The following is a 26254-nucleotide window of genomic DNA, read 5'->3' on the forward strand; positions in this document are numbered from 1 at the left end:
AATGACGGAACAAAAAGCCTCCTCCGCCATGGTTGAAGAAACCACCCCAGCGGACACTTCCCCTACGCCAGCCGGTAAAAAGCCTCGCGATAAAAAAAGCGATGGCAAAGTGCTGAGTGCAGTGGCGATTGTGATTGCGCTGGCGATTGGCGCAGGACTTTACCTCAATGGGAAACACCAGGCCGATTTACAGGCTCAGACTAACCAAAACCTGAGCGAGCAGCTGAGCGCGTTGCAGCAGCAACTGGGCAGTGACAAACAGCAGTTAACCCAACAGCTGGATGCAGCCAATACCGCCTTAAATGAAGCGCGTACCCAGCAAGATAACAGCGCAAAAGAGCTGGAAACGCTGCGGGATAAAGTGGCGACCATCTCCGGCAACGACACGCGCACCTGGCTGTTGGCGCAAGCGGACTATCTCGTCAAGTTAGCGGGCCGTAAGCTGTGGAGCGATCAGGATGTCACCACGGCGGCAGCGCTGTTAAAAAGTGCCGACACCAGCCTCGCGGACATGAACGACCCTAGCGTCATGAACGTCCGCCGCGCACTGACCCAGGACATCAGCTCCTTGTCTACCGTGAGCCAGGTCGATTATGACGGCATCATTCTCAAGCTTAATCAGTTGTCGAACGGCGTAGATAACCTGCGTCTGGCCGACAATGACAGCGATGACGCACCAATGGATGCTGATGGCGGCGAGCTGTCCAGCTCTCTGCACGAATGGCGTCAGAATCTGGTGAAGAGCTGGCACAACTTTATGGATGATTTCATTACCATCCGTCGCCGTGACAACACCGCACAGCCGTTACTGGCGCCGAATCAAGACGTGTATCTGCGTGAAAACATTCGCTCGCGTCTGCTGATTGCAGCACAAGCCGTACCGCGCCATCAGGATGAGATCTACAAACAGTCGATTGATGCCGTTTCAACATGGGTGCGTGCCTGGTATGACACCAACGATGCTGCCACCAAAGCGTTTCTTGCCCAGTTAGATGAACTCAGCCAGCAGAGCATCGCCATGGATGTGCCTGATACACTGGAAAGCCAGGCGCTGCTGGAAAAACTGATGCAAACACGCGTCAGAAATCTGCTGGCGCAGCCGTCGGTTCCGGCTGATCAACAGGGAGGCTAAGCATGCTGAAAGTATTGGTGCTTTTCCTGCTGTTGATTGCAGGTGTGGTGTTGGGGCCAATGATCGCCGGCCACCAAGGCTACGTGCTGATTCAGACCGATAACTGGAATGTTGAAACCAGTGTGACGGGCCTGGTGATCATCTTGATCCTCAGTCTGTTAGTGATTCTGTTCATTGAGTGGGTTCTTCGCCGTCTGTTCCGTACCGGCGCACGTACGCGTGGTTGGTTTACCGGCCGCAAACGCCGCAGTGCGCAGCGTCACACGCAAAGTGCGCTGATGAAACTGGCGGAAGGTGACTACAAACAGGCAGAAAAACTGCTGTCGAAGAATGCTGACCATGCGGATCAGCCCGTCGCTAACTACCTGCTGGCCGCCGAAGCGGCTCAACAGCGCGGTGACGAAGTGCGAGCCAATCAGCATCTGGAGCGCGCGTCTGAGCTGTCTGAAAACGACACCATTCCGGTTGAGATCACTCGCGTTCGTCTGCAACTGGCGCGTAACGAAGATCATGCCGCACGCCACGGTATTGACCGTTTGCTGGAAGTGGCTCCACGCCATCCTGAAGTTTTGCGCCTGGCTGAACAGGCTTATATTCGCACCGGCGCATGGGGTTCATTGCTTGATATTCTGCCATCAATGCAAAAATCGCAGGTGAATGACGAAATCCAGCGTGAAGCCTTACAGCAACAAGCCTGGCTGGGGCTGATGAATCAAGCGATGGCCGATCAAGGCAGCGAAGGCCTGAAAAAATGGTGGCAAAACCAGAGCCGTAAAACGCGTCAGGAAACGGCGCTGCAGGTGGCAATGGCTGAACATCTGATTGAGTGCGACGATCCTGATACGGCACAAAGCATCGTATTGGAAGGGCTGAAACGCCAGTATGACGATCGTCTGGTGCTGCTGATGCCGCGCATTAAAAGTGGCGATCCGCAATCGCTGGAAAAAGCGCTGCGTCAGCAAATTAAACAGCATGGCGCCACACCGCTGCTGCATAGCACGCTGGGCCAGATGTTGATGCGCCACGGTGAGTGGCAGCAAGCAGCAGAAGCCTTCCAGCAGGCGTTGGCGCAGCGCCCGGATGCCTTTGATTACGCCTGGTTAGCCGATGTCTATGACCGTCTGCATCGCCCGGAAGACGCCGCTAAAATGCGCCGTGAAGGGTTGTTGCTCACGCTGAAGACCAATCCTGCACCCTGATTTAACGATTGTTACTTTTGTGCACGCCGGGCTTGTCCCGGCTTTTTTTTGCCTGTTGCTGGGAGAATCGCAAAAAAAAACACCTGCCAAAAGCAGGTGTAAAGTCAGGTCGTTCAGACAACTGATGGTATCCGACTCAACGTAATGTCCTTCTTACTGCAGTAAAGCGTGCGCAAATACTGCCAGGCTGGACAACGGATACCGTAAGGGGCTCTGCATCATTCCCAGGTTTATGTAGCATCAGCAAACATAAGAGGTGGAATGAGCATCTACAGAACAATTATTGCATAACGCGTGCCAGAATTGCAGACGCCGAGGTAAGTTATTTTAAATCAGCAAGATAGAATGGGATTAACGGCGCGAGGTGCCAGCAGTGTCGTGATTTCACAACAATCACGTCCGCGGTTGTCGCTGATGAACGACACGCTGTGCAAGGTAACGTAAGGCCGTTTAATATCAATAAGATAGGCGTCTCAGAATAGCGACAAATCGATATTCAAATGAATACGTTCTACCGTATTGTAGCGGCGCAATTCATTGCGCGTCCGGTCAGCAGCGGCTCCGCTCTATACAAGCGCGATAAATCGCGCCGCTACGGTTATTTTGTCGGGGCGCGCCCGATGGCGGCAAGGTGAGCCCTATACAGAATGACGTATGAGACGGGAAATACAGACGAAAAAAAACCTGCTTTTTCAAGCAGGTTTCTTAAATATGGTCGGCGAGAGAGGATTCGAACCTCCGACCCACTGGTCCCAAACCAGTTGCGCTACCAAGCTGCGCTACTCGCCGATTTTTTACTTCTTCACGCTACCGCGTAATTTTGCCTGGTGCGAAGGGAGGGACTTGAACCCTCACGTCCGTAAGAACACTAACACCTGAAGCTAGCGCGTCTACCAATTCCGCCACCATCGCATGTCCAGCAAAATTTGGGGTGGCTAATGGGACTCGAACCCACGACAACTGGAATCACAATCCAGGGCTCTACCAACTGAGCTATAGCCACCATAATTCTGGTGCGTAAGCATCTCTGCTTACTAATCACTGCATAACGCGGTCAAACCAACCACCGAAGCTCTTGCGCACAAACTAAATGGCGCGCCCGACAGGATTCGAACCTGAGACCTCTGCCTCCGGAGGGCAGCGCTCTATCCAGCTGAGCTACGGGCGCGTAGCGCCGTTGCGGATGGGCATACTACGGATTTGGCCTCACACTGTCCAGAGCTTTTTTATAAAAAAAACGCGTTTGCTTACGCTTTGTGCATTCCGTCGATAAATAGCGCAGTTTTGCTACTGAACAGGATGTAATTGCTGCAAAAATCAGCAATATCAAAGATCGCCACGCCAGTGGTAGCGTAAATATTTCAGCAGCTTTAACTGCCTGCGCCAGCGCGAAGGCTGACGAATCAGACGATAGAGCCACTCCAGCCCCAGATTCTGCCAAATACGTGGCGCACGCGCGACGTGACCGGTAAAGACGTCGTAGGTGCCACCCACGCCCATATAAAGGGCATGTGGCCAGCGCTCACGGCAATCACGCATCAGCAGCTCCTGGCGCGGTGATCCCTGCGCGACCGTGACTATCTTCGCCCCACTGGCGGCGATACGTGCAAACAGTGCCTCACGCTCAGCGGGTGCAAAATAGCCATCCTGGCGGCCAACGATATTCACATTCCACTGGCGACGCAGCTTGTCGCAGGTTTCATCCAGTACCGCCTGTCGGCCACCAATCAGAAACACCGGAATGCCCGTCCGCCCTGCGCGCTCCATTAACGCTTCCCACAGATCAGCACCGGCTATGCGATTCACCTGTAAGTCTGGGTACTTCTTACGTAATGAACGCACAATGCTGATGCCGTCAGGGTATTTAAATTCTGCCTCAGCAATCAGCGCGCGTAACTGCGCGTCCTCTTCCAGAGTCAGCATCTTCTCCGCATTCATCGCCACCAGCGTGCCGCTGCGCGGCTGCCCCTCAGGCAGCAGGAAATGCAGGAAGCTTTCCATATCATTAAACGCGTGAAGATCGACGCCGCGCAGGTTATAGCGCGGCTTATCGGTTTTCATGAATCATCTTCCCAAAGGTTAAGAAAGGCTGTGAAACACCGGCTCGCTGCGCGCACGAATCAGTCCCGCACGCGCTAACAGCCAGTACAGCATTTTCGCCACTGCCATACAGGCAGCAAAAATCACACAAAAGAACACCACGCGAGAGCCAAATGCATCCAACCCTTCGCGAGCCAGCACGATCATGTTAAAGACTGCACCGAAGCAGAAGCTCTGCAGGATTGCGCCACTGTAACGGTTTGGCGTATCGCGACCTTGCAGATAGAGGCTATCGAACCCCTTCATCAGCCAGCCCACGGCAACCGCGCCCAGCGGAATAAACCATACGCCGCCCATCACCAGCAACGAACCGATCAGCGTGGGGGAAATCGCCAGGCCCGAGTGGTTATTCAGTACTTCCCAGGTAAAGTAGTTGGCACTGTTTAGCACAATCGATGGGCGACCAGGCCACAGCCAGCTGGGGATAAAGACATAGAAGTCACGCCAGATCGGTGCCAGCCCCTGGAAATCAATCTTGTCGTAGTTCTGCAACAACAGCGCCAGATTCTCCCAGGGTGAGAAGGTATCGCGCGTCAGATACAGGAAGGTATAGAAGGCTTCATCCCCCACCACGTCGAGGTTGTAACGGCGCAGCGCCAGCCAGAACATGCCCGCAATCGCCATCACGCCCGCCCCCACCAGCATCCACAGCGTAATCCAACCGCGCGTAATGCCAATAAACAGGAACAGAGCAAAAGCGATAATGATATTCGCGCGAGTGCCCCCCACCAGCGCGTAGGTCAGCAGCCCAAACGCCACCGACACCAGCAAAAACCACAGCCACTGACGCTGCGTCGGATTGAGGAAATAGCGAATCAGCATCGCCGGAATGAAGAAGTAGAAGAAGCGCTTCAACGCCACGCCCGACACTTCACTGGAGAAAATCTGGTTGTAGGCTGAAAGCCTGAACAGTAGCAGGCCATTGTGCATAAAGAACACCGTCACGGTGCCGATCGCCACCAGAGCCAATAGCAAACAGGTGAGATGGGTTTCAACCCGATTAATCTGTAGCAAGGGTTTACGCGGCGGCGCAGTGACCGGACGTAATCGCACTTTGTAGCTGACGTAATAGATGGCGTAAAAACTGGTGGCGGCCAGCAGGGCCTGCAGCAAGAATTCCGGCGGCACCACTTCCACATTGAAGCGGAAAACCAACACGCAGGTGAGCGGAAAACCGAAGTAAAACGTCAGCAAAAACAGGATGGTAAAAAACAAGTGGAAGTTAAAGCGCACCCGTTTAAATTCCCGCCAGGTTAAGGTCAAGATAAAACCCAACGAAAACAGGTAAACCACCAGCAGACCACTAAACTGCATCAGGCTCATGTTCTCTCCCTTTCACTCAGGGTCAGCGCGTGGCGCCAGCCTGCCAGATAGCCAGGGGCGAAAAAGGCAATCAAGGATTTATCGCAGTGCGTCAGTTGTCGCTGCGCTTCCGCAACGCGGGCTGCATCCAGCACATCCTCACTGAACAACACCGGCAAGCCCTGCTCACTGAGATCGCGCCAGAACGGGTTCTTGCGGTTAAGCACAAACGGAATATTGGCCTGGATCAGCAAACAGAGCGTGCCAATCCCCTGCTGGCGCTCGAACATAAAATAGCCGAGCTGACAGCCACTGAGCAATTGCAGATAGGTGTCAAAATCTATCTTATCGCGTAATAAGCTCACCTGACCTTGTGGGAACAGGCGCTGCGCGGCGGTAGCAATCTCTGCGATATACGCGTGATTGTTATCCGGGTAACCGAGCGGCACCAGCACTTTCACCTTATCGCCAAACTGAGCATGAATCGCCTGTAAACCCTCAATATGGCGATTACTGCGATCGCCAGAGTTGCCTAAAAGCACCGTAAAATCATCGCTATGCGTTCCAGCGGGGACTGCAGCTTCTGGCATACGTGTCGGAAAATAGAGCAATGATGTTGGCACGCGGGGGTGACGTTGTTGGAAAGCGTGCAAATCGCCGCGCGTGGCGAACACATGTGCCAGACGGCGCTGGGCCAGACGGCGCAGCAGATAAAACAGCTGATACTTGATGCCGCGTCCTTCTTCGTACAGATCAGCGCCCCAGATATGCCAGAACGCCTGTTGACGCCGCAGTTTGCCACTCAGCAACGCCAGCCAGATTTGCGGATTAAACTGGCCGTGAAAGAAAAAGCGCGTTGCGCGGTCAGCCGCGCGCTGAATCACTGCCTGCGCCAGCGCGCGCTTGCTGGTGAAGGTTTCAATGTGCAGCGCAGTGTAGACTTGCAAGGCCTCTGGCGTTGTAGTCACCACCATAAACTGACGCGGCACATCAGTTGGCAGCTCGCGGCTCATCACCTCATTAAAGAAGCGCAGCACGGTATGGTTGTGATGCGGGATATCCGATCCCAGCACGTGAAATAAAGTCATTTTTTCCGGCAATAAATCATAAATACGCCACAACAAAGGGCGAAATAGAGCACGTAGGTCGCCATATAGGCTTGTGCAGCTCCGGCTGTGCCATGTAGTGGGATCAGCCAATGAGAAAACGCGGTCAGCAGCACAAACTGGCTGATTTCCGTCAATATATAGAAACGCAGCGACGCTTTGGCGATCACCAGGTATCCGAAAACATAGGCGCCGACTTTAAAGACGTCGCCACACAACTGCCAGACAAAAAGGTCGCGCATTGCGGCAAATTGCGGCGAAAACAGCAGCCAGATAGCGACATCGCGCAGCAACCAGACACAAAAACTGGCCGCCGCCACCGCAGGTAAAACAAAGCGCAGTGCGCGCCCCATCTCACGTGCAATCTGTGGTTTGCTCTCCAGCCGTGCCAGCGTAGGCAGTAACCAGACGCTGAAAGTAGCGGTGATGAACTGCAAATAGGCGTCAGAAATACTGGTGACGCCCTGCCACAACCCCACTTGCGCCCATCCCTGCTGTTGCGCCAGCAAATTACGCATCATTACCCATGCCACCGGTAAGGTGACCGAGGTGATCAGCGCCATCAGGGTAAACTTCGCCAGATTCCGCGCCAGCTCAGGCTGCCACGTCGGTTTGAGCCAGCGCAGTGGCAGCACCTGTTGATGACGCCGCAGCATCAGCAGTGCCGGGAACACCAGCAGTGCCGGAACCAGGGCCAACCCCACCAGCGCACCGGGATAACCGCCAAGCCACCAGCACAGCACATAGCCCAGCACACCCACCAGGCTTCCCGCAATCAGCGCCAGCGCATTGCCGCGCGCATCGCGAAAACCTTTCAGCAACGCCAGTGTCAGATTGGCCCAGGCAATACCGAACTGCAGAAACGCCACAATGCGCACCACATTCGCGTATTGCTCATGGCCAAACAGCGCATGGCTTATCGGCCCTGCTGCCAGCAAAAACACCAGCGCCACCAGAGTGGAAAAGCCCAACACCATGGCTGATGCCGTGCCCGTCACGGCCCGCAGTTGCGCGGGCTGCTGCTGAAACTGCGCGACATAGGTGGTCACGCCATTAAAAATGCCTGCCCCGGCTAATACGCCCAGCACGGTGACCAACTGACGGAAGTTACCCGCCTGCCCTATTCCCTCCGGCCCAAAGCTCACCGCCAGCAGTTTCACCACCAGCAAACCGGCGACAATTTTGACCAGCGTAGAGGAGGCGGTCCAGACCGAGGCTTTTGCTAACGACATCAGGCAAAGAAGCTCAGCAACGAACTGATCACCGTACGCTGATTGTTGTCTGATAGGTTATAGAACAGCGGCAGGCGCAGCAGGCGCTCGCTCTCTGAAGTGGTGAAGACATCATCGCCCAGGAAGCGGCCAAACCGCTCGCCAGCAGGTGAAGAGTGCAGCGGAATATAGTGGAACACCGTGAGGATCTCGGCCTCTTTCATCCAATTAATCAGAGCCTGACGATCGTCGCTATCGCGCAGTTTGATATAGAACATGTGGGCGTTGTGGCGGCAGTGCTTCGGCACCACCGGTAATTCGATACGCCCTGCCGCTGCCAGCGGTTGCAGCGCATCGTAATAGCGCTGCCACAGTCGCAGGCGCTGCTGGTTGATGCGCTCAGCCGCTTCCAGCTGTGCCCACAAGTAGGCGGCTTGCAGATCCGCCATCAGATAGCTCGAACCGATATCGCGCCAGGTGTATTTATCCACCTGCCCACGGAAGAACTGGCTACGGTTGGTGCCCTTTTCACGGATAATCTCGGCACGTTCGACCAACTTCGCATCGTTGATCAGCGTCGCGCCCCCTTCACCCCCGGCAGTGTAGTTTTTGGTTTCATGGAAGCTAAAGCAGCCAATGTGACCAATGGTGCCCAGCGCACGCCCTTTGTATTGGGACATCACGCCTTGTGCCGCATCTTCAATCACAAACAGCTGATGCTTCGCCGCCAGCGCCATGATGCTGTCCATCTCGCAAGCCACGCCCGCGTAATGCACCGGGACAATTGCGCGGGTCTTGGCAGTAATCGCCGCTTCGATCAGGGTTTCGTCGATATTAAGGGTGTCAGGGCGCACATCCACAAACACAATGGTCGCACCGCGCAGCACGAAGGCGTTGGCGGTTGAAACAAAGGTATAGCTCGGCATGATCACTTCATCACCGGGCTGGATATCGATCAGTATCGCGGCCATTTCCAGTGAGGCAGTGCATGACGGCGTCAGCAGGACTTTTTTACTGCCAAAATGTTGCTCCATCCACTGCTGACAGCGTCGGGTAAAGCCACCATCACCACAGAGTTTGCCGCTGGCCATCGCCGACTGCATATATTCAACTTCGCTGCCTACAACCGGAGGCGCATTAAATGGGATCATGAGGCATTCCTGTAAAACCAGTAAGCGGTGCTTTCAAGCCGGGCACCGCTGCGTAAATAGAGGCGCATCGCCGTGAGATTACTGAGTTGCGTGGCCACACGCAGGCGCTCAAGTTGGCGCACACGGCCCCAGTCTGCGGCAGCCAGTAACAAACGTTGTCCGATTCCCTGGCCCTGGGCATGCGGCAATACGGCCAGCAAGCCAATGCGCGCATCGCCTTCTACTTCTCGCATTGAGACAAATCCCTGCAATGCGCCACTCTCATCGTTGGCCACCAGGCATTGATGATCAAAGGTGCCGCGCACAGCATTCTCAATCCATTGCGCGTAGAAGCGTCCGCTGTCCTCGGGATCGAACCAGGGTGCACGAAAACGACTCAGCCGAAATGCCTGCGAGGCCGCCTCACGTAATGCCGGGATTTGCGCTTCACGCGCAATACGCACCCCCATTTGCCGTTCGGTGCGTTTGATATTGAGCGCGAGGTCAGCTTCCCCCTCAACCAGCTGGAACCCCTGCTGGCTCAGAGCATCAATCACCTCAATGCGCTCGGCAGGCACTTTGGCCTGCCACAGCGTAGCAGGCTGCTGCAGCGCTTCCTCAAGGGAGAGTTCGCCATCCAGCATCACGCGGGCGCTGTTTACGCCAAAAAAATCGCTCTCCCACGCAAGGGGATTAATACTGACGCGGACGGGCATGGAGAACATCCAGCAGATATTGGCCGTAGCCGGTTTTAGTCAGCGCCTGGGCAGCCGCAAGCAGTTGATCGTCACTGAGCCAGCCATTGCGCCACGCAATCTCTTCCAGGCAGGCAATCTTAAAGCCCTGCCGTTTTTCTACCGTCTGCACAAACATACTCGCTTCAATCAAGCTGTCATGCGTACCGGTATCCAGCCAGGCGAAACCGCGCCCGAGTAACTCAACCGACAATTCACCCTGCTCAAGGTACATTTGGTTGATGGCGGTAATTTCCAGTTCTCCCCGTTCAGAGGGCTGCACCTGTTTGGCAAACTCCACCACGCGGTTGTCGTAGAAATAGAGACCTGTCACTGCCCAGCGAGATTTGGGTTGCTTTGGCTTTTCCTCAATCGAAAGCGCGTTAAAGTCATCATCAAACTCAACGACACCAAAACGTTCAGGATCCATGACCTGATAAGCAAAGACCGTGGCGCCCGTGCTACGCGCAGCCACTTTCTTCAGTTTTGGGCTGAAGCCTTGACCAAAATAGAGGTTATCGCCCAGCACCAGACAGCAGCTATCATCGCCAATGAAAGCTTCACCGATAATAAATGCCTGCGCTAATCCATCCGGGCTGGGCTGTTCCGCAAACTGCAGTTGCAGCCCGAATTCACTGCCATCCCCCAGCAGGCGCTCAAAATGCGCTCGATCTTCCGGGGTCGTGATGATCAGGATCTCGCGGATACCCGCCAACATCAGCACCGACAGCGGATAGTAAATCATCGGTTTGTCGTATACCGGCAGCAATTGCTTCGAGATTGCACGCGTGATGGGATGTAAACGCGTGCCCGATCCCCCTGCCAGAATGATACCTTTCATCGATGCTTCTCCTGAATGACGCTTTAGCGCGGAATGGCTAAACCCAACCGCTCACCACGATAGCTGCCGTTGAGAATCGCCTGCCACCATGACGGATTGGCCAGATACCACTGCACGGTTTTACGAATGCCACTTTCAAAGGTTTCCTGTGGCGTCCATCCCAACTCACGCGCAATTTTGCTGGCATCAATAGCGTAACGTTGATCGTGACCCGGCCTGTCAGTGACAAAGGTAATCAGATCGCGATAGCACGTCAGATGCGCCGCTCGCTGCTGCGGTGCCAGTTCGTCTAGCAAATCGCACAGCGTTTCAACCACCTCAATATTACGGCGTTCGTTGTGCCCGCCAATATTGTAGGTTTCCCCGACTTTGCCGTTGCTCACCACGCTATAGAGCGCGCGCGCGTGGTCTTCAACGTACAACCAGTCACGAATCTGGCTACCATTGCCATACACCGGCAGTGGTTTGCCCGCCAGCGCATTGATGATGGTGAGCGGAATCAGCTTTTCTGGAAAATGGTAAGGACCATAATTGTTGGAACAGTTGGTGACGATAATCGGCAAGCCATAAGTGCGTAGCCAGGCCCGAACTAAATGATCGCTACTGGCTTTGGTGGCGGAATAAGGGCTGCTCGGTGCGTACGGTGTCGTTTCAGAAAAGAAATCATCACTACCGTGCAAATCGCCAAACACTTCGTCGGTGGAAATATGGTGGAAAATGAAGCCTTTTTTGCGCTCATCGTCCATTTGATTCCAGTAATGGCGTGCCGCTTCCAGCAACTGATAGGTGCCGACAATATTGGTTTCGACGAAGGCAATTGGCCCATCAATCGAACGGTCGACGTGACTTTCAGCCGCCAGATGCATAATGCAATCAGGCTGATGCTGTGCCATGACGCGATCCAGTTCAGCACGATCGCAGATATCAACCTGTTCAAAAGCAAAACGCGCACTCTGCTGCACAGGTGCCAGAGAGGCTAAATTCCCGGCATAACTGAGTTTATCCACCACCACGACACGATGGTTAGTCTGCTCAATCAGGAAACGCACCAGCGCAGAACCGATAAATCCGGCGCCTCCGGTGACCAGGAACTGTTTCATCGCCAGACACCTTTAGTATCGACGACCCACGGCTGCGCGATGCGACTCGTGTCAATCGCGCGGAACTGAGCGTGATCGACCAACATCACCAGAATATCCGCCTGTTGCAGCGCATCTTCGGTGGAAACCAGCGTGGCCTCTTGCGCCAGGCGTGCGGGGATCTCTTCGATATGCGGCTCCACCACCAGCGTCGGGCCGCTGTGCCATTCCGCAATCAGATGCGCCACCGTCATGGCTGGGCTTTCGCGCAAATCGTCAATGTTGGGTTTGAATGCCAGACCAAAGCAGGCAATCGTCACTTCGCTCGCGCGCTTGCCGCTGGCGGTCAGGCATTCGGCAAGCTGCTGTTTGACTTGATCCAGCACCCAGGTCGGCTTCGCATCATTCACTTCACGCGCCGTGCGGATTAAGCGCGCCAAATCCGGGTTCTGCGCCACGATAAACCAAGGATCGACCGCGATGCAGTGGCCGCCAACGCCGGGGCCGGGTTGCAAAATATTGACGCGAGGATGGCGGTTCGCCAGCGCAATCAGCTCCCACACATTAATCGCCTGTTCTGCACAAATCAGCGACAGCTCGTTGGCGAAAGCGATGTTCACATCGCGGAAGCTGTTTTCGGTGAGTTTGCACATCTCGGCGGTACGGGCGTTGGTTTCAACACATTCACCACGCAAGAAGATTCGATACAGCTCACTGGCACGTGCCGAACAGGCAGGCGTCATGCCGCCGATCACCCGATCGTTTTCCAGCAGTTCAACCATCACTTTGCCGGGCAGCACGCGCTCGGGGCAGTAGGCGATAAACACGTTGCAGTCATCACCGTGCTGCGGAAAACGCAGATCGGGGCGTGACTCAGCCAGCCATGCTGCCATTTGTTCCGTGGTTCCCACCGGAGAGGTGGATTCCAGAATAACGAGATCACCCGCTTTCAGTACCGGTGCAATCGACAGCGCCGCCGCCTGCACATAACTGAGATCGGGCTGATGATCGCCGATAAAAGGCGTGGGCACGGCGATCAGGAAGGCATCGGCGGCTTCAGCCTGAGTTGTCGCACGCAGATGACCGGCCAGCACAGCGTCACGCACCACATCACCCAACTCGGGTTCAACAATGTGGATGTCACCGCGGTTAATGGTGTCGACCGCGCGGGCATTGATGTCCACGCCGATCACGCGCTTTCCCTTTGAGGCAAAAACAGCTGCCGTTGGCAGCCCAATGTAGCCCAGTCCGATAACGGAAATGGTATTAAAACTCATCATTATGCTCTGTATTGTTTGAGTGCCTGCAAGATGCGCGCGCAGGCCTGACCATCGCCGTACGGATTATGTGCACGACTCATGACCTGCCAGGCTTCATCATCCTGTAGCAACACGCTGACTTCTGCGACGATACGATTAACGTCAGTGCCAACCAGCTTCACCGTACCGGCATCCACCGCTTCCGGACGCTCAGTGGTGTCACGCATCACCAGCACCGGTTTGCCCAGCGAAGGGGCCTCTTCCTGGATGCCGCCGGAATCGGTCAGAATCAGCCAGGAGCGGTTCATCAGCCAGACAAACGGCAAATACTCTTGCGGCTCAATCAGGATGATATTGTCGATACCGCTGAGAATGCGGTTTACCGGCTCACTGACGTTAGGATTGAGATGGACAGGATAGACAATCTGCGCCTGCGGATGCTGACGCGCAATCTGCGCCAGTGCGCTGCAAATGCGTTCAAAGCCTCCACCGAAACTTTCACGGCGATGGCCAGTGACCAGAATCAGTTTCTTATCCGCATCCAGGAACGGATAGCGTGCCGCTAAACGCGCATTGAGATCGACATCATCCAGCACGCGATCGCGCACCCACAGCAACGCATCAATCACCGTATTACCGGTGACAAAAATACGTGCATCGGGGAGATTTTCGCGCAGCAGGTTCTGTCGTGAATTTTCCGTTGGCGTAAAGTGGTAGCTGGCTAAATGCCCGGTCAAGGTGCGGTTGGCTTCTTCCGGCCAGGGCGACATCAGGTTGCCGGTGCGTAAACCCGCTTCCACATGCCCGACCGGAATCTGATGGTAAAACGCGGCCAGGCTGGCAGCGAAAGTGGTGGTGGTATCACCGTGCACCAACACTAAATCGGGCTGAAAATCGGCCAATACCGTTTTCATACCTTGCAAGATACGGCTGGTAATCTCTGTCAGCCCCTGCTCGGGGCGCATGATATTGAGATCGTAATCAGGTTGCAGCTTGAACAGCCGCAGCACCTGATCGAGCATTTCACGATGCTGCGCCGTCACGCACAAGCGTGCGTCAAACGCAGGATCGTCCGCCAGTGCCTGCACCAGCGGAGCCATTTTGATCGCCTCAGGACGCGTGCCAAATACGGTCAGAACTTTCACGTGGCTTCTCTTAATGGCTGGTTGGTAACGTTGAACGAGGACGGCGCACCAGCGTGACACCTGAACCCACCAGCGCACCGATCACGCCCCACATGATCATCATAAACACCCGGCGCGGACTATCGCGCGATACCGGTTCTTCCGGGGTGCGCAGGTAGCGATAAGTCTGGAACGGTTTGTCCAAACGCGCGCCCGCCTGCAGCGTACCCAGCATCGCCCTGTTTTGATCATAGCTTAAATCGTAAGCGGGACCGCTCGCCTGCAGCGTATCCAACTGCGCCTGCAGCATTTGCTGACCCAACAGGAATCGGTCGCTATCGGGCAGCGCTTCACCGGTGGCAGGTGCGCGATTCTCTTTAATCCCCTGCTGACTGGCCACTTTCAATGCTTGTTCAATGCGTTGACGCTGGCGGTCAAACACCGACTGGGCCACTTCCTGTTGACGATTCACCTGCGCCAGCAGTTGTACAGTGCGCGCCTGCCATGCACCTTTCAACTCGGCATTGAGATGACGCGCCGCACGCTCGCTGGCATAGGCGATATATTGACGCAGCAGATTGTTGGCGTCGCTGGCGGTTTCAGCAATCAGTTTGATGTTATCCAGCGTGTTGTGCGCCGCATCCGCCGGCGTGAACTGGATATTGGTGATCATGTCGTCGAGCAGTGCTGCATCATTGTGGGCGTTGCCACTTTTGCGGCTTTTGTAATACTCGGTTTGCTGCCAGAAGTCACGACGCGTATCCCAGGAGGCCAGCTGCATGGTGAACTCCTGATACACCTCATCCATCACCGTAGGGGCAGGCGTATTAAGATTGAGCGTATTGGTGCGCACATCAAGATTATTGAGAAACTGCTGCTGCACGAAGAAATCGCCCAGCATATTCACCGTTGGGCGATCGGTCACCGCCGTGGTGCTCCACGCTTGTCTCATCAACATTGAGGCCAGCCAGGCCAGCAGGGCAAACAGCAGCGCGCAGCCGATAATCCAGCGCTTGCCGCGCCATAACGTGCAGCCCAGGCCGCGCACATCCAGTTCGTTCTCCACAACGACAGAGGTCATAACAAAAGTCCTTATCCGGGTACTGATCGGGTAATTTATTTTTTATCTTCGCTGCTACTTTGCCAGCGACGTTTTATGCGACGGATTTTGCGTGCCACACGCCAGGCGTGTTTCAGGCAATAGCCGTAAAGGAAGAATGCCATCAGGAATAACACCAGCATCACCCACTCGGGGATGAAGGCAAGATATTCACCTAATACGCCAATGCCCGCCAGAATCGCTGCGGCTACAGTGATCAGGACAAACGCCTGACGTGAAGTAAAACCTGCGCGCATGATCAAATGGTGAATGTGCTGGCGGTCAGCCGAAAACGGGCTCATGCCTTTACGTAAACGGCGATACATGATGGCCACCATGTCCATCAAAGGAATGGCAATCAGCCACAATGCTGTGACAGGGGTAATCGGGTGACTCAAGCCCTGGGTGGTTTCCAGCAGAATCCAGATGATGGTGAACCCGATCATAGTGCTGCCGGCATCGCCCATAAACACCTTATAGCGGCGACCAATCAGACCAAGGTTCAATAAGATATAAGGAATAGTGGCCGCGATCATGGCGAAGCACCACATCGCGAGGCTGGTCTGGCCGTCGAAATAGAGGATGATGCCCATCGCCGCAAAGGTGACGCTGGCAAGGCCTCCCAGCAGGCCGTCAATCCCATCAACCATATTGAAGGCGTTGATCGCTGCCCAGACGGCAAACAGCGTGAGCACATAGCCAAAAGGCCCGACAACCAACTCCACAGGGCCGATGATAAAGCCGAGGCTCAATAGATAAAGCTTGGCACCGACCATCATCACAATGGCGACGGCTGCCTGCACTAACGCGCGAATTTTAACGCTGATGTCGAAGCGATCGTCTAGCGCACCGACCAGCACCAGCACACCTGCGCACGCAAGATAGAGTGAGGCATGGGGCAAATAATAATCTGAAATAGCGAAAGCAAAGCAGATCCCCGCATAAACGGAAATCCCGCCCACTAAGGGAATGGCGCCATGGTGTCGTTTTCTTGAATTAGGCGTGTCCACCAGCCCAATTTTTTTAGCTGCTTTGCGAGCAAAAAATAGGAACACTAAGGTAAAAAGAAAAACTAAACCCAGCTCAGTACTCATAGTGAGTAAATTCACGTTAACGCTCTCAGCTAAAATCATCGACAACAATAAGCAAGATCCTTGCCATTGCCGTATATCCTTTGTCCGAATTCTGCCTGCGAAAAGTCTGATTGCTGAAAAAAGCAGCACCTTTCTGGCACAATCATCATAATGCTTCCTGACTGGGCTAATCCTAATGCCCATAAATGAAAAACGCCACGTTAAGACGTGGCGTTAGCAATAAATCCTGGCAAAGTGTGCGACCGAATCGCTTCGCTTAGCGATTCACTTGCGCCAACTTATGAACGCTTCATCATGTCGAAGAATTCATCATTGGTTTTGGTCATCGCCAGTTTATTAATGAGGAACTCCATCGCGTCGATTTCACCCATTGGATGGATAATTTTGCGCAGGATCCACATCTTCTGCAGTTCTTCCTGAGAAGTCAGCAGCTCTTCTTTACGGGTACCGGAGCGATTGTAATCGATGGCCGGGAACACACGTTTTTCAGCAATTTTACGCGACAGGTGCAGTTCCATGTTACCTGTACCTTTAAATTCTTCGTAAATCACTTCATCCATCTTCGAACCGGTATCAACCAGCGCGGTGGCGATGATGGTCAAGCTGCCGCCCTCTTCCACGTTACGTGCCGCACCGAAGAAACGCTTTGGACGGTGCAGGGCGTTAGCATCCACACCACCGGTCAAGACTTTACCGGAAGCTGGCACAACGGTGTTATAAGCACGGGCCAGACGAGTGATGGAGTCAAGCAGGATGATAACGTCTTTTTTATGCTCAACCAGGCGTTTAGCCTTCTCGATCACCATCTCAGCAACCTGAACATGGCGTGATGCTGGTTCGTCAAAGGTAGAAGCAATCACTTCACCTTTTACCAGACGCTGCATCTCGGTCACTTCTTCCGGACGCTCGTCAATCAGCAGCACCATCAACACGCAATCCGGGTAGTTGTAGGCAATGCTCTGCGCAATGTTCTGCAGCAGCATGGTTTTACCGGCTTTCGGTGGTGCCACGATCAGACCACGTTGGCCACGGCCAATTGGCGAAGCCAGGTCGAGTACACGTGCGGTCAAATCTTCGGTTGAGCCATTACCGCGCTCCATACGCAGACGATTGTTTGCGTGCAGTGGCGTGAGGTTTTCGAACAGAATCTTATTACGCGCGTTTTCCGGCTTGTCGTAGTTAACTTCGTTAACTTTCAACAGTGCAAAATAACGTTCACCCTCTTTTGGTGGGCGAATTTTGCCAGAAATGGTGTCACCAGTGCGGAGGTTGAAGCGGCGGATTTGGCTGGGAGAAACGTAGATATCATCGGGACCGGCGAGGTAGGAGCTGTCTCCAGAACGGAGGAAACCAAATCCGTCCTGCAATATCTCCAGCACACCATCACCAAAGATGTCTTCGCCACTTTTGGCATGCTGCTTCAGGATAGAGAAAATAATATCCTGCTTGCGCATACGTGCCTGGTTTTCCAGACCCATATTTTCGCCGAGGGTAATCAGCTCAGAAACCGGCGTATTCTTTAATTCGGTAAGATTCATAGTGAGGGTTCTTAAACTCGGGGTAATTCTCGAAATGATTGTCGTGAGTGGTATGGCAAAAATTCCATGCCTGTTAATGGCTCTTTTTCAACTCTACTCGACGATTATCGTCAGGTGTGGCGATAGGAAACGAAGAGACGGTCGAAAGGTGATGCCGAATGTGCTAGTCATCAGATTGCCAAACCACGATAACGTTCAATGCGAGCAGGGTCTGACAAGGGAAAACTTTAGATGCAAACTACAAGGTAAGTGCGTAATGCAGTAAGGTCAACTTAACACGCCTGAAAGAGGACGTCCAGCAGTGGCGAAAAAATTCACCACTGCGGAACAACACCGCGCTGGACTTAGGCCAGGTTAGCGTTCAGGAACTCTTTCAGCTGACCTTTAGACAGGGCGCCGACTTTGGTCGCAGCCACTTCGCCGTTCTTGAACAGCAGCAGTGTCGGGATACCACGAATGCCGTATTTAGGCGCAGTGCCCGGGTTGTCATCAATGTTCAACTTGGCGATGGTAAGCTTACCTTCGTACTCTTCTGCGACTTCGTCGAGAATGGGGGCGATCATTTTGCAAGGACCACACCATTCAGCCCAGAAATCTACCAGAGTGACACCTTCTGCTTTCAACACGTCGGTGTCGAAACTGTCATCGGTCAAGTGAACGATTTTATCGCTGCTCATGTTTAACTCCAAAGATTGTGCCTGGCGAATTGGCGTAAAATATACCAACGTAGGATGACTTTATTTCATCGGATACGCTTTCGTAAAGCGCTAGTAAGCTGATATTCTACCACACTATGAGCAAAACACACTTAACTGAACAGAAGTTTTCCGACTTCGCCCTGCACCCACAGGTAGTGGAAGCCCTTGATAAAAAAGGCTTTCATAACTGCACGCCTATCCAGGCGCTCGCATTGCCTTTTGCGCTTTCAGGGCGTGATGTTGCGGGTCAGGCGCAAACCGGTACGGGCAAAACGATGGCGTTCCTGACGTCAACGTTTCATCATCTTCTTTCTCATCCAGCCGCCGAAGGCCGCCAGATCAACCAGCCGCGCGCGCTGATCCTGGCCCCTACGCGTGAACTTGCGGTGCAGATTCACGCCGATGCTGAGCAACTGTCGCAGGTGACAGGTCTGAAGTTGGGCCTTGCCTACGGTGGCGACGGCTACGACAAACAGCTGAAAGTGTTAGCGGAAGGCGTCGATATTCTGGTGGGCACCACGGGTCGCCTTATCGATTATGCTAAACAGAATCATGTCAGTCTCGGTGCGATTCAGGTCATGGTACTGGATGAAGCCGACCGCATGTTCGACCTCGGCTTTATTAAAGACATCCGCTGGCTGTTCCGCCGCATGCCGCCGGCCACCCAGCGTCTGAGCATGCTGTTCTCCGCGACCCTTTCTTACCGCGTACGTGAACTGGCGTTTGAACACATGAACAACGCCGAGTACGTTGAAGTTGAGCCTGAGCAGAAAACCGGCCACCGCATCAAAGAAGAACTTTTCTATCCTTCTAATGAAGAAAAGATGCGCCTGCTGCAAACCTTGCTGGAAGAAGAATGGCCAGATCGCGCCATTATTTTCGCCAACACCAAACACCGCTGTGAAGATATCTGGGGCCACCTGGCCGCTGATGGTCACCGCGTGGGCTTGCTGACAGGGGATGTGGCTCAGAAGAAACGTCTGCGCATTCTGGATGATTTCACTAAAGGTGATGTCGATATCCTGGTCGCAACGGATGTTGCCGCACGCGGTCTGCACATTCCTGCCGTCACCCACGTGTTTAACTACGATCTGCCTGACGACCGTGAAGACTATGTTCACCGTATTGGCCGTACCGGTCGTGCCGGTGCCAGCGGACACTCAATCAGCCTGGCTTGTGAAGAGTACGCCCTGAACCTGCCTGCAATTGAAGAGTATATCGGCCACGGCATTCCGGTGAGCAAGTACAACAGCGAAGCACTGATGAGTGAACTGCCTCCGCCAAAACGCCTGCAGCGCAGCCGTTCAGGTAATGGCCCACGCCGTGGCGGAAACAACAGTAACCGTCGGAGCGGTGCACCGCGTAATAACAACCGTAAACGTTCGAGTTAAGCACACCATGCTGAGCGCATCGTCACTTTATGCTGCGATTGATTTAGGTTCTAACAGCTTTCATATGTTGGTGGTGCGCGAGGTATCCGGCAGTATTCAGACCGTTGCGCGGATTAAACGCAAAGTGCGTCTGGCTGCCGGGCTGGACAAAGCCAATCAGCTCTCCATCGAAGCGATGCAGCGCGGATGGCAATGTTTAAAGCTTTTCTCCGAACAATTGCAGGACATCCCGCCTGAGCAAATCCGCGTGGTGGCAACCGCGACGCTGCGTATTGCCGAAAATGCACAAGATTTCCTGACCACTGCTGAAGAGATTCTGGGCTGCCCGGTGAATGTCATCAGCGGCGAGGAAGAAGCGCGTCTGATTTATCAAGGCGTTGCCCATACTACCGGCGGTTCCGATCAGCGCTTGGTGGTGGATATCGGCGGGGGCAGTACCGAACTGGTCACCGGTGAAGGTTCGCACGCGACCACGCTGTTTAGCTTGTCGATGGGCTGCGTCACCTGGCTGGAACGTTACTTTGGCGATCGCCATCTGGCGAAAGAGAATTTCGAGCAGGCCGAACGGGCTGCGCGCGAGATTATTCGCCCTGTCGCTGCCGCCCTGCGTGAAAAAGGCTGGCAGATCTGCGTGGGCGCCTCCGGCACCGTGCAGGCACTGCAGGAAATCATGGTGGCGCAGGGGATGGATGAACGCATCACCCTGAGTAAGCTGCAGCAGTTAAAACAGCGCGCCATTCAGTGCGGGAAGCTGGAAGAACTGGAAATTGAAGGATTGACGCTGGAGCGTGCTCTGGTGTTCCCAAGTGGCCTTTCCATTCTCATCGCCATCTTCCACGAACTCAATATCGACAGCATGACGTTGGCCGGCGGTGCGCTTCGCGAAGGTTTGGTGTACGGCATGCTGCATCTGCCGATCGATCGCGATATCCGCAGTCGGACATTGCAGAACGTCCAGCGCCGCTTCTCCATTGATGTGGAACAAGCAGGCCGCGTGCGTCAGTTGGCAGAGAGCTTTTTCCGCCAGGTGAGCAGCAGTTGGAAGCTGGATAACCGATGTCGTGACCTGCTATTAAGTGCCTGTTCTATCCACGAAATTGGCCTGAGCGTCGATTTTCGTCAGGCGCCACAACACGCCGCTTATCTGATTCGTCATCTCGACCTCCCTGGCTTTACTCCCGCCCAGAAAAAAATGTTGGCCTGTATGCTGCAGAACCAGAGTGGCAGTATTGATCTGGGCTTGCTGACGCAACAGAACGCCGTACCTCCGCGCATGGCAGAACGGTTAAGCCGCTTGTTACGTCTGGCGATTATCTTCTCCAGCCGCCGTCGTGATGACACGCTGCCCGCGGTACGTTTGCAGGCCGATGATGATGCACTGCATTTGACACTGCCTGCTGGCTGGCTGGATGCGCATCCGCTGCGAGCTGAGCTGTTAGAACAGGAAAGTCACTATCAGTCCTACGTACACTGGCTACTTACTATTTCTTGATCGAACCGACTGCGCTTGCTGATGCTGGGTTGAAAAGCTCCCGTCAAATGCGCATTTACGGCCTGGCGACAGAAGATCTCGTGATTTCCAGGTGCGCATGAATGCGCACCCTACAGGTTTTTTGCGTAGGGTCGCCATTCATGGCGACCGCCAACCATTAACCCTTTTTCGCCTTATCCAGCATCGCGCGTAATCCAGCGACTCGCGATTGGCCGGTCTTCATGCGCTCTTCCGCGCTCACCACTTTTTTCTCGTGCTCCCACATCACATCATCCTGCGGTAGCTCCAGCAGGAAACGACTCGGCTCCGGGCGCACCAGCTCACCGTACTGGCGGCGCTCGCGGCACAGGGTAAACGTCAGCTCTTTCTGCGCACGGGTAATGCCCACGTATGCCAAACGGCGCTCTTCTTCGATGTTGTTCTCGTCAATGCTGCTCTGATGCGGCAATAGCCCCTCTTCCATACCGACCAGATACACATACGGGAACTCCAGCCCTTTCGATGCGTGCAGCGTCATTAGCTGCACCTGATCGCTCTCTTCGTCACTTTCACCGCGTTCCATCATGTCACGCAGCGTAAAACGGGTGACAACCTGCGCCAGCGTCATCGGCTCATTCAGTTCGTCACCTTCCAGCATTTCCGTCATCCACTGGAACAGCGTGTTGACGTTCTTCATGCGCATTTCAGCCGCTTTGGGGCTTGGCGAGGTTTCAAACAACCAGCTTTCGTAATCGACACCGCGAATCAGGTCGCGCACGGCATTCACCGGTTCACGCTCGGTCAGCTGAATAATGTCATTCAGCCAGTGTGTAAACCGCTGCAAGTGCTCAAGACCGCGTCCACTCAGCGTCTGCTCCAGTCCCATATCGAAACTAGCGTTGAACAAACTCTTACTGCGCAGATTGGCCCACTCACCCAGCTTTTGCAGCGTGGCGGGGCCAATTTCACGGCGCGGCGTGTTGACGATACGCAAGAAGGCGCTGTCATCTTCCTGATTCGTCAGTACTCGCAGATAAGCGAGCAAATCTTTAATTTCCGGGCGCGAGAAGAACGAGGTGCCGCCAGAGATACGATAGGGAATACGGTTCTGCATCAGCTGCTTTTCAAACACGCGCGACTGATGGTTGCCACGATAGAGGATCGCGTAATCTTTGTAGGCGGTCTTATTAATGAAGTGGTGGGCAATCAGCTCCCCTGCGACCCGCTCCGCCTCATGGTCCTCATTGTTGGCACTCAGCACTTTCAACTCGCTGCCTTGTCCCAGTTCGGAAAACAATCGCTTCTCAAACACGTGCGGGTTGTTGGCAATCAGGATATTGGCAGACTTCAGAATGCGCTGCGTCGAGCGGTAGTTTTGCTCCAGCTTCACCACTTCCAGCGCCGGGAAATCCTCTTTTAATAACACCAGATTTTGCGGACGCGCACCGCGCCATGAGTAGATCGATTGGTCATCATCACCCACCACGGTAAAGCGCGCACGGCTGCCGACCAGCAGCTTGACCAGCTCATATTGACTGGTGTTGGTGTCCTGATATTCATCCACCAGCAAGTAGCGAATGCGCTGCTGCCAGCGTTCGCGCACTTCCTGGTTGCGTTGTAGCAACAGCGTGGGCAGCGCGATTAAATCGTCGAAATCCAGCACGTTGCAGGATTTCAGGTGCTGATCGTAAAGCTGGTAGCAATGGGCGAAAATCTGATCACGCTGCGATTTCGCCAGCCCTACCGCACCCTGCGGATCCACCAGGTCATTCTTCCAGTTGGAAATAGTGGAGATCAGCTGCTGTAACAGGGTTTTGTCCTCTTCCAGCCACTGCTGGGTGAGGTCTTTCAACAGTGCCAGCTGATCCTGGTCGTCGAACAGTGAGAAACTGGCTTTCATCCCCAGCGCTTTGTATTCGCGTTTGATGATCTCCAACCCCAATGTATGGAATGTCGAAATCATCAGGCCGCGCGCCTCTTTGCGCCCCAGCGTTTGTGCCACACGCTCTTTCATCTCACGCGAGGCTTTATTGGTAAAGGTTACCGCCGCGATATGCCGTGCCTGATAGCCGCATTCGCGGATCAGGTGGGCGATTTTATTGGTGATAACACGGGTTTTACCTGAGCCCGCACCGGCCAGCACCAGGCAAGGACCGGTGACAAATTCGACAGCACGTTGTTGGCCGGGGTTTAAACGCATAACGGAATTTCACTCAGTTGAATCAGAAGAATGGGGAACAAAAAGCCTGCCGCTATCCCGGAGGGGGCACATTCATGCGCACCTCACTACCAGGTCGCCAAAAATGGCGACCCTACAGCAGATAGCAGCCGCATTAGGCTATAATGCGCCGGACATTATACATACATACAGAGACTCCATCATGGCGAAAACCGCGGCGGCTTTGCACATCCTCGTCAAGGATGAAGCGCAGGCCAAATCATTGCTGGCACAACTGGAGAAAGGCGCAAACTTTCAGCAGCTGGCCAAAAAACACTCCACTTGCCCCTCGGGCCGCAACGGCGGCGATTTAGGGGAATTTCGTAAAGGGCAGATGGTCCCCGCCTTTGATAAAGCGGTCTTCTCTTGCCCGCTGCTGCAACCTTACGGACCGGTGAAAACCGCTTTCGGCTATCACATCATCAAAGTGCTGTGGCGTAACTGATCACTTTTTACTTTTCATCTGCTGCAACACGTTACTGCACTGATTCGCATCCGTATCGCTGGGCGAAATCAGTGCCAGCAGCGCCGCAGCCGGTGCCACCACGGCACCCAGCGCAACGGCTGCCGCACCGCGTGCAATCAACGGCCCCGCTTTCACGCCCGCATCAGGATTTTTAAAGGTGCCGCGCACATAGAGCGGCGAACGCAAGGTGATGATACGAATGCCTTTACTCTCCGGATTAATCGACAAATCCATCCGCTCATTGGCGAAGTTGACGTTGCCGGTAACGTTGATCACCGCATTCTCGGTATCCAGCACAAACACCTTCGGTGTGGCCAAGCCCTGACGGATATTCAGATCGGTGGCCGCGCAGTTGATGCGCACTTCATCGTCACCGAACAACTTACCGACCACATAATTGCCGACGTTTAATCCGGCAATCTCCATCAGGCTGCGGCTGATCAAGCCATCGTTCATTAACAACTTCAGCTCACCGTTACTGGTACCCAGCAAATCCGCCACCGAATTCCCGGTACCGCTCAGGGTCGCATCACCATTCAACTGCCCCAGGCTACGCTGCATCGCGGTGACATTTGGGAACAGCTGACGCAATTGCAATTTACGCGCGTGCAAATCAGCTCGACCGCGCATCGGACTTTTATCCCCTTCCAGATGCAAGGTGGAATTGATACTGCCGCCCGCCATGCCAAAGCGCAGCGGATCTAACAGCAGATCGCCGTTCTTCAATTGAAGATGGGTGTAAAGATCGCTGAGCGGCAGCTTGCTGCTGTGTTCGATGCGTTTGCCGCTGAACTTCACATCGGCATCCATCACATCCCAGCTTTTGGTATCGAACTTATCGTGTGGCAGCACACGGTCCGCTGGTTGCGTAGAGGCGTCGCCGCGCTGTGCTTTGGCCTGCTGGGTTTTCTCACTGCCTTTGCCTGAGTTAACCCCGATCAGCGGCCCTAAATCCGCCATACGCAGCTGATTTGAACTCAGCTCACCGGTCAGGCTCGGGCGCGGTTTTGCCTGACGATAGGTTAACGAGCCATGAATATCACTGTCACCAATATGGCCGTTAAACTTCTCATACTGGAACAGCGGACCTTTTTCCTCATTAAAGCGCGCAATCAGGTGACCATCCGTTTCATAAGGCGGCGTATCCGGCAACAGCACGCCGGTCAAACCATACAAGTTCGCCAGGGTGTCGCCAGAAAAACGCAGGCGCACATCTAAGCCACCGAGATTGAGCGGATCCTGCAAAGTGCCATCAACACGCACCCGCGTCGTGCCGTTACGCACATCGACCTGCAGCGGGAAAGGAGTCGTTTTGCTGCGCAGCGATAGCATGCCGCCAATTTTGCCCTCACCCTCCAGCTTCTGGTTGTTATAGGTGCCGTTTGCCTGCCAGCCGAAAACAAAATCACCCGCGCCTTTTTGCTGATCGTTACCGCCAGCGACTTGGGCATAAGGCAGCGGTTTACCTAACGGGTTGATAATGACCGTGACATCAGCCTTATTGATGGCATCGCGATAGCGCACTTCCCCCTTATCAAACAGGATGTTATCGAGACGGAATGACCAGGCTGAAGGCGGTGCGTTGGCATCGCTGTTGGCGCTACTGGCTAGGTTGAAGGTCCAGTTATTCTTTTTATCGGCGGTTTGTACCAAGCGCGCGTCTGGCAACTGCAACTTGATCCACGGCAGATAAACCTCTTGATGCAGCAGCGCCAGCGGCGCAAGCGTGGCTTCAACGCGCTGCAAGTGCACCATGGTGACATCAGGAATATTGGGAGGGTTACCGAGCATAATGTCGTCGGCATGCACCTGTGGCCAGGGTACCCAACTGCGCCAGCCAGGCTCTTCGCGATTGCGCACCCAGTCAACGCCCAGGTCGCCGCGAATGGCGAAAGGTCGATTCAGTTCAGCCGAGACTTTTTGATTGATAGTCGGTTTGAGGCGGTTCCAGTCGAAGGTGGCGATTATCACCACGACCACCACAATTAATAATAATAAAATCCCGAAAACCCAACTCAGGATCTTTCCTGTGCGTGACATTATGCTTCCTCCTTGCCCTTCC

At 54.4% G+C, this 26254-nt stretch carries 22 protein-coding genes and 4 tRNA genes; 6 read left to right on the forward strand and 20 right to left on the reverse strand.

The features are described 5' to 3' along the window. Position 1 precedes the first annotated feature (1 nt). The 3 genes from hemX to ACPUC8_RS00240 all read left to right on the forward strand — a co-directional run bounded on the left by hemX (position 2) and on the right by ACPUC8_RS00240 (position 2966). Entirely contained in the window at positions 2-1132 is a 1131-nt protein-coding gene (hemX, locus tag ACPUC8_RS00230; RefSeq protein ID WP_039329219.1) for a uroporphyrinogen-III C-methyltransferase, read from the forward strand. A gap of 2 nt (positions 1133-1134) precedes the next feature. Continuing rightward, positions 1135-2331 (forward strand): protoheme IX biogenesis protein HemY, encoded by a 1197-nt coding sequence (gene hemY / locus ACPUC8_RS00235; RefSeq protein ID WP_039329217.1) that lies wholly within the window; start codon positions 1135-1137, stop codon positions 2329-2331. A gap of 500 nt (positions 2332-2831) precedes the next feature. Next, entirely contained in the window at positions 2832-2966 is a 135-nt protein-coding gene (locus tag ACPUC8_RS00240) for a hypothetical protein (RefSeq protein WP_267886290.1), read from the forward strand. Between the two features lie 77 nt (positions 2967-3043). Here the strand turns inward: ACPUC8_RS00240 and ACPUC8_RS00245 are convergent. The 18 genes from ACPUC8_RS00245 to trxA form a co-directional block, all read right to left on the reverse strand. Further along, a tRNA-Pro gene (locus ACPUC8_RS00245) sits at positions 3044-3120 on the reverse strand. A 36-nt stretch (positions 3121-3156) separates the two neighbouring features. After that, positions 3157-3243 (reverse strand) — tRNA-Leu (locus ACPUC8_RS00250). A 15-nt stretch (positions 3244-3258) separates the two neighbouring features. After that, positions 3259-3334 (reverse strand) — tRNA-His (locus tag ACPUC8_RS00255). Between the two features lie 88 nt (positions 3335-3422). Further along, a tRNA-Arg gene (locus tag ACPUC8_RS00260) sits at positions 3423-3499 on the reverse strand. 158 nt (positions 3500-3657) lie between these two features. Beyond that, on the reverse strand, positions 3658-4392 hold the full coding sequence (wecG, locus tag ACPUC8_RS00265) for a lipopolysaccharide N-acetylmannosaminouronosyltransferase (protein WP_039329215.1): 735 nt from the start codon (positions 4390-4392) through the stop codon (positions 3658-3660). Positions 4393-4410: 18 nt separating this feature from the next. Further along, positions 4411-5754 carry an ECA oligosaccharide polymerase gene (wzyE, locus tag ACPUC8_RS00270; RefSeq protein WP_494925401.1) on the reverse strand — a complete coding sequence of 448 codons (1344 nt, stop codon included), beginning with the start codon at positions 5752-5754 and terminating at the stop codon, positions 4411-4413. After that, positions 5751-6821: a TDP-N-acetylfucosamine:lipid II N-acetylfucosaminyltransferase gene (gene wecF, locus ACPUC8_RS00275; RefSeq protein WP_039329210.1), complete on the reverse strand. Its 1071-nt coding sequence runs from the start codon at positions 6819-6821 to the stop codon at positions 5751-5753. The genes wzyE and wecF overlap by 4 nt, the downstream gene beginning before the upstream one ends. Further along, positions 6818-8071 (reverse strand): lipid III flippase WzxE, encoded by a 1254-nt coding sequence (gene wzxE, locus ACPUC8_RS00280; RefSeq protein ID WP_494925402.1) that lies wholly within the window; start codon positions 8069-8071, stop codon positions 6818-6820. Before wzxE ends, wecF begins: the two co-directional genes overlap by 4 nt. Beyond that, on the reverse strand, positions 8071-9201 hold the full coding sequence (gene rffA / locus ACPUC8_RS00285) for a dTDP-4-amino-4,6-dideoxygalactose transaminase (RefSeq protein ID WP_494925403.1): 1131 nt from the start codon (positions 9199-9201) through the stop codon (positions 8071-8073). Before rffA ends, wzxE begins: the two co-directional genes overlap by 1 nt. Next, positions 9198-9896, reverse strand: coding sequence for a dTDP-4-amino-4,6-dideoxy-D-galactose acyltransferase (gene rffC / locus ACPUC8_RS00290; RefSeq protein ID WP_494925404.1), 699 nt, complete (start codon positions 9894-9896; stop codon positions 9198-9200). The genes rffA and rffC overlap by 4 nt, the downstream gene beginning before the upstream one ends. Beyond that, a complete protein-coding gene (gene rfbA / locus ACPUC8_RS00295; protein WP_039329201.1) occupies positions 9874-10755 on the reverse strand; it encodes a glucose-1-phosphate thymidylyltransferase RfbA in 882 nt (293 codons plus the stop codon). The genes rffC and rfbA overlap by 23 nt, the downstream gene beginning before the upstream one ends. Positions 10756-10778: 23 nt before the next feature. Continuing rightward, positions 10779-11855: a dTDP-glucose 4,6-dehydratase gene (gene rffG / locus ACPUC8_RS00300; RefSeq protein WP_494925405.1), complete on the reverse strand. Its 1077-nt coding sequence runs from the start codon at positions 11853-11855 to the stop codon at positions 10779-10781. Beyond that, complete coding sequence (gene wecC, locus ACPUC8_RS00305; protein ID WP_494925406.1) at positions 11852-13111, reverse strand: UDP-N-acetyl-D-mannosamine dehydrogenase; 1260 nt, start codon at positions 13109-13111, stop codon at positions 11852-11854. Before wecC ends, rffG begins: the two co-directional genes overlap by 4 nt. Before the next feature lie 2 nt (positions 13112-13113). Further along, positions 13114-14238, reverse strand: coding sequence for a non-hydrolyzing UDP-N-acetylglucosamine 2-epimerase (wecB, locus tag ACPUC8_RS00310; RefSeq protein ID WP_039329195.1), 1125 nt, complete (start codon positions 14236-14238; stop codon positions 13114-13116). A gap of 10 nt (positions 14239-14248) precedes the next feature. Further along, positions 14249-15298 carry an ECA polysaccharide chain length modulation protein gene (gene wzzE / locus ACPUC8_RS00315; RefSeq protein WP_494925407.1) on the reverse strand — a complete coding sequence of 350 codons (1050 nt, stop codon included), beginning with the start codon at positions 15296-15298 and terminating at the stop codon, positions 14249-14251. Between the two features lie 35 nt (positions 15299-15333). Next, positions 15334-16410, reverse strand: a complete 1077-nt coding sequence (gene wecA / locus ACPUC8_RS00320) for a UDP-N-acetylglucosamine--undecaprenyl-phosphate N-acetylglucosaminephosphotransferase (protein ID WP_039329289.1) — start codon at positions 16408-16410, stop codon at positions 15334-15336. A 278-nt stretch (positions 16411-16688) separates the two neighbouring features. Beyond that, a complete protein-coding gene (rho, locus tag ACPUC8_RS00325; RefSeq protein ID WP_039329193.1) occupies positions 16689-17948 on the reverse strand; it encodes a transcription termination factor Rho in 1260 nt (419 codons plus the stop codon). 344 nt (positions 17949-18292) lie between these two features. Beyond that, on the reverse strand, positions 18293-18625 hold the full coding sequence (gene trxA, locus ACPUC8_RS00330) for a thioredoxin TrxA (protein ID WP_039329191.1): 333 nt from the start codon (positions 18623-18625) through the stop codon (positions 18293-18295). A 116-nt stretch (positions 18626-18741) separates the two neighbouring features. Between trxA and rhlB the strand changes: the two genes are divergently transcribed. Next, the gene (gene rhlB, locus ACPUC8_RS00335; RefSeq protein ID WP_494925408.1) at positions 18742-20037 is read left to right on the forward strand and encodes an ATP-dependent RNA helicase RhlB; all 1296 of its coding nucleotides are present in this window, start codon (positions 18742-18744) and stop codon (positions 20035-20037) included. Between the two features lie 7 nt (positions 20038-20044). Then, a complete protein-coding gene (gene gppA, locus ACPUC8_RS00340; protein ID WP_039329189.1) occupies positions 20045-21529 on the forward strand; it encodes a guanosine-5'-triphosphate,3'-diphosphate diphosphatase in 1485 nt (494 codons plus the stop codon). A 157-nt stretch (positions 21530-21686) separates the two neighbouring features. Here gppA and rep read toward each other — a convergent pair whose 3' ends face one another. Further along, a complete protein-coding gene (gene rep, locus ACPUC8_RS00345; protein ID WP_494925409.1) occupies positions 21687-23708 on the reverse strand; it encodes a DNA helicase Rep in 2022 nt (673 codons plus the stop codon). A gap of 181 nt (positions 23709-23889) precedes the next feature. Between rep and ppiC the strand changes: the two genes are divergently transcribed. Next, the gene (gene ppiC, locus ACPUC8_RS00350; protein WP_034827827.1) at positions 23890-24171 is read left to right on the forward strand and encodes a peptidylprolyl isomerase PpiC; all 282 of its coding nucleotides are present in this window, start codon (positions 23890-23892) and stop codon (positions 24169-24171) included. Here the strand turns inward: ppiC and ACPUC8_RS00355 are convergent, their stop codons facing one another. Beyond that, positions 24172-26232: an AsmA family protein gene (locus ACPUC8_RS00355; RefSeq protein ID WP_494925410.1), complete on the reverse strand. Its 2061-nt coding sequence runs from the start codon at positions 26230-26232 to the stop codon at positions 24172-24174. It lies immediately after the preceding gene. Between the last annotated feature and the right edge of the window lie 22 nt (positions 26233-26254).

It is taken from the genome of Pantoea sp. CFCC18177, from assembly GCF_059412425.1.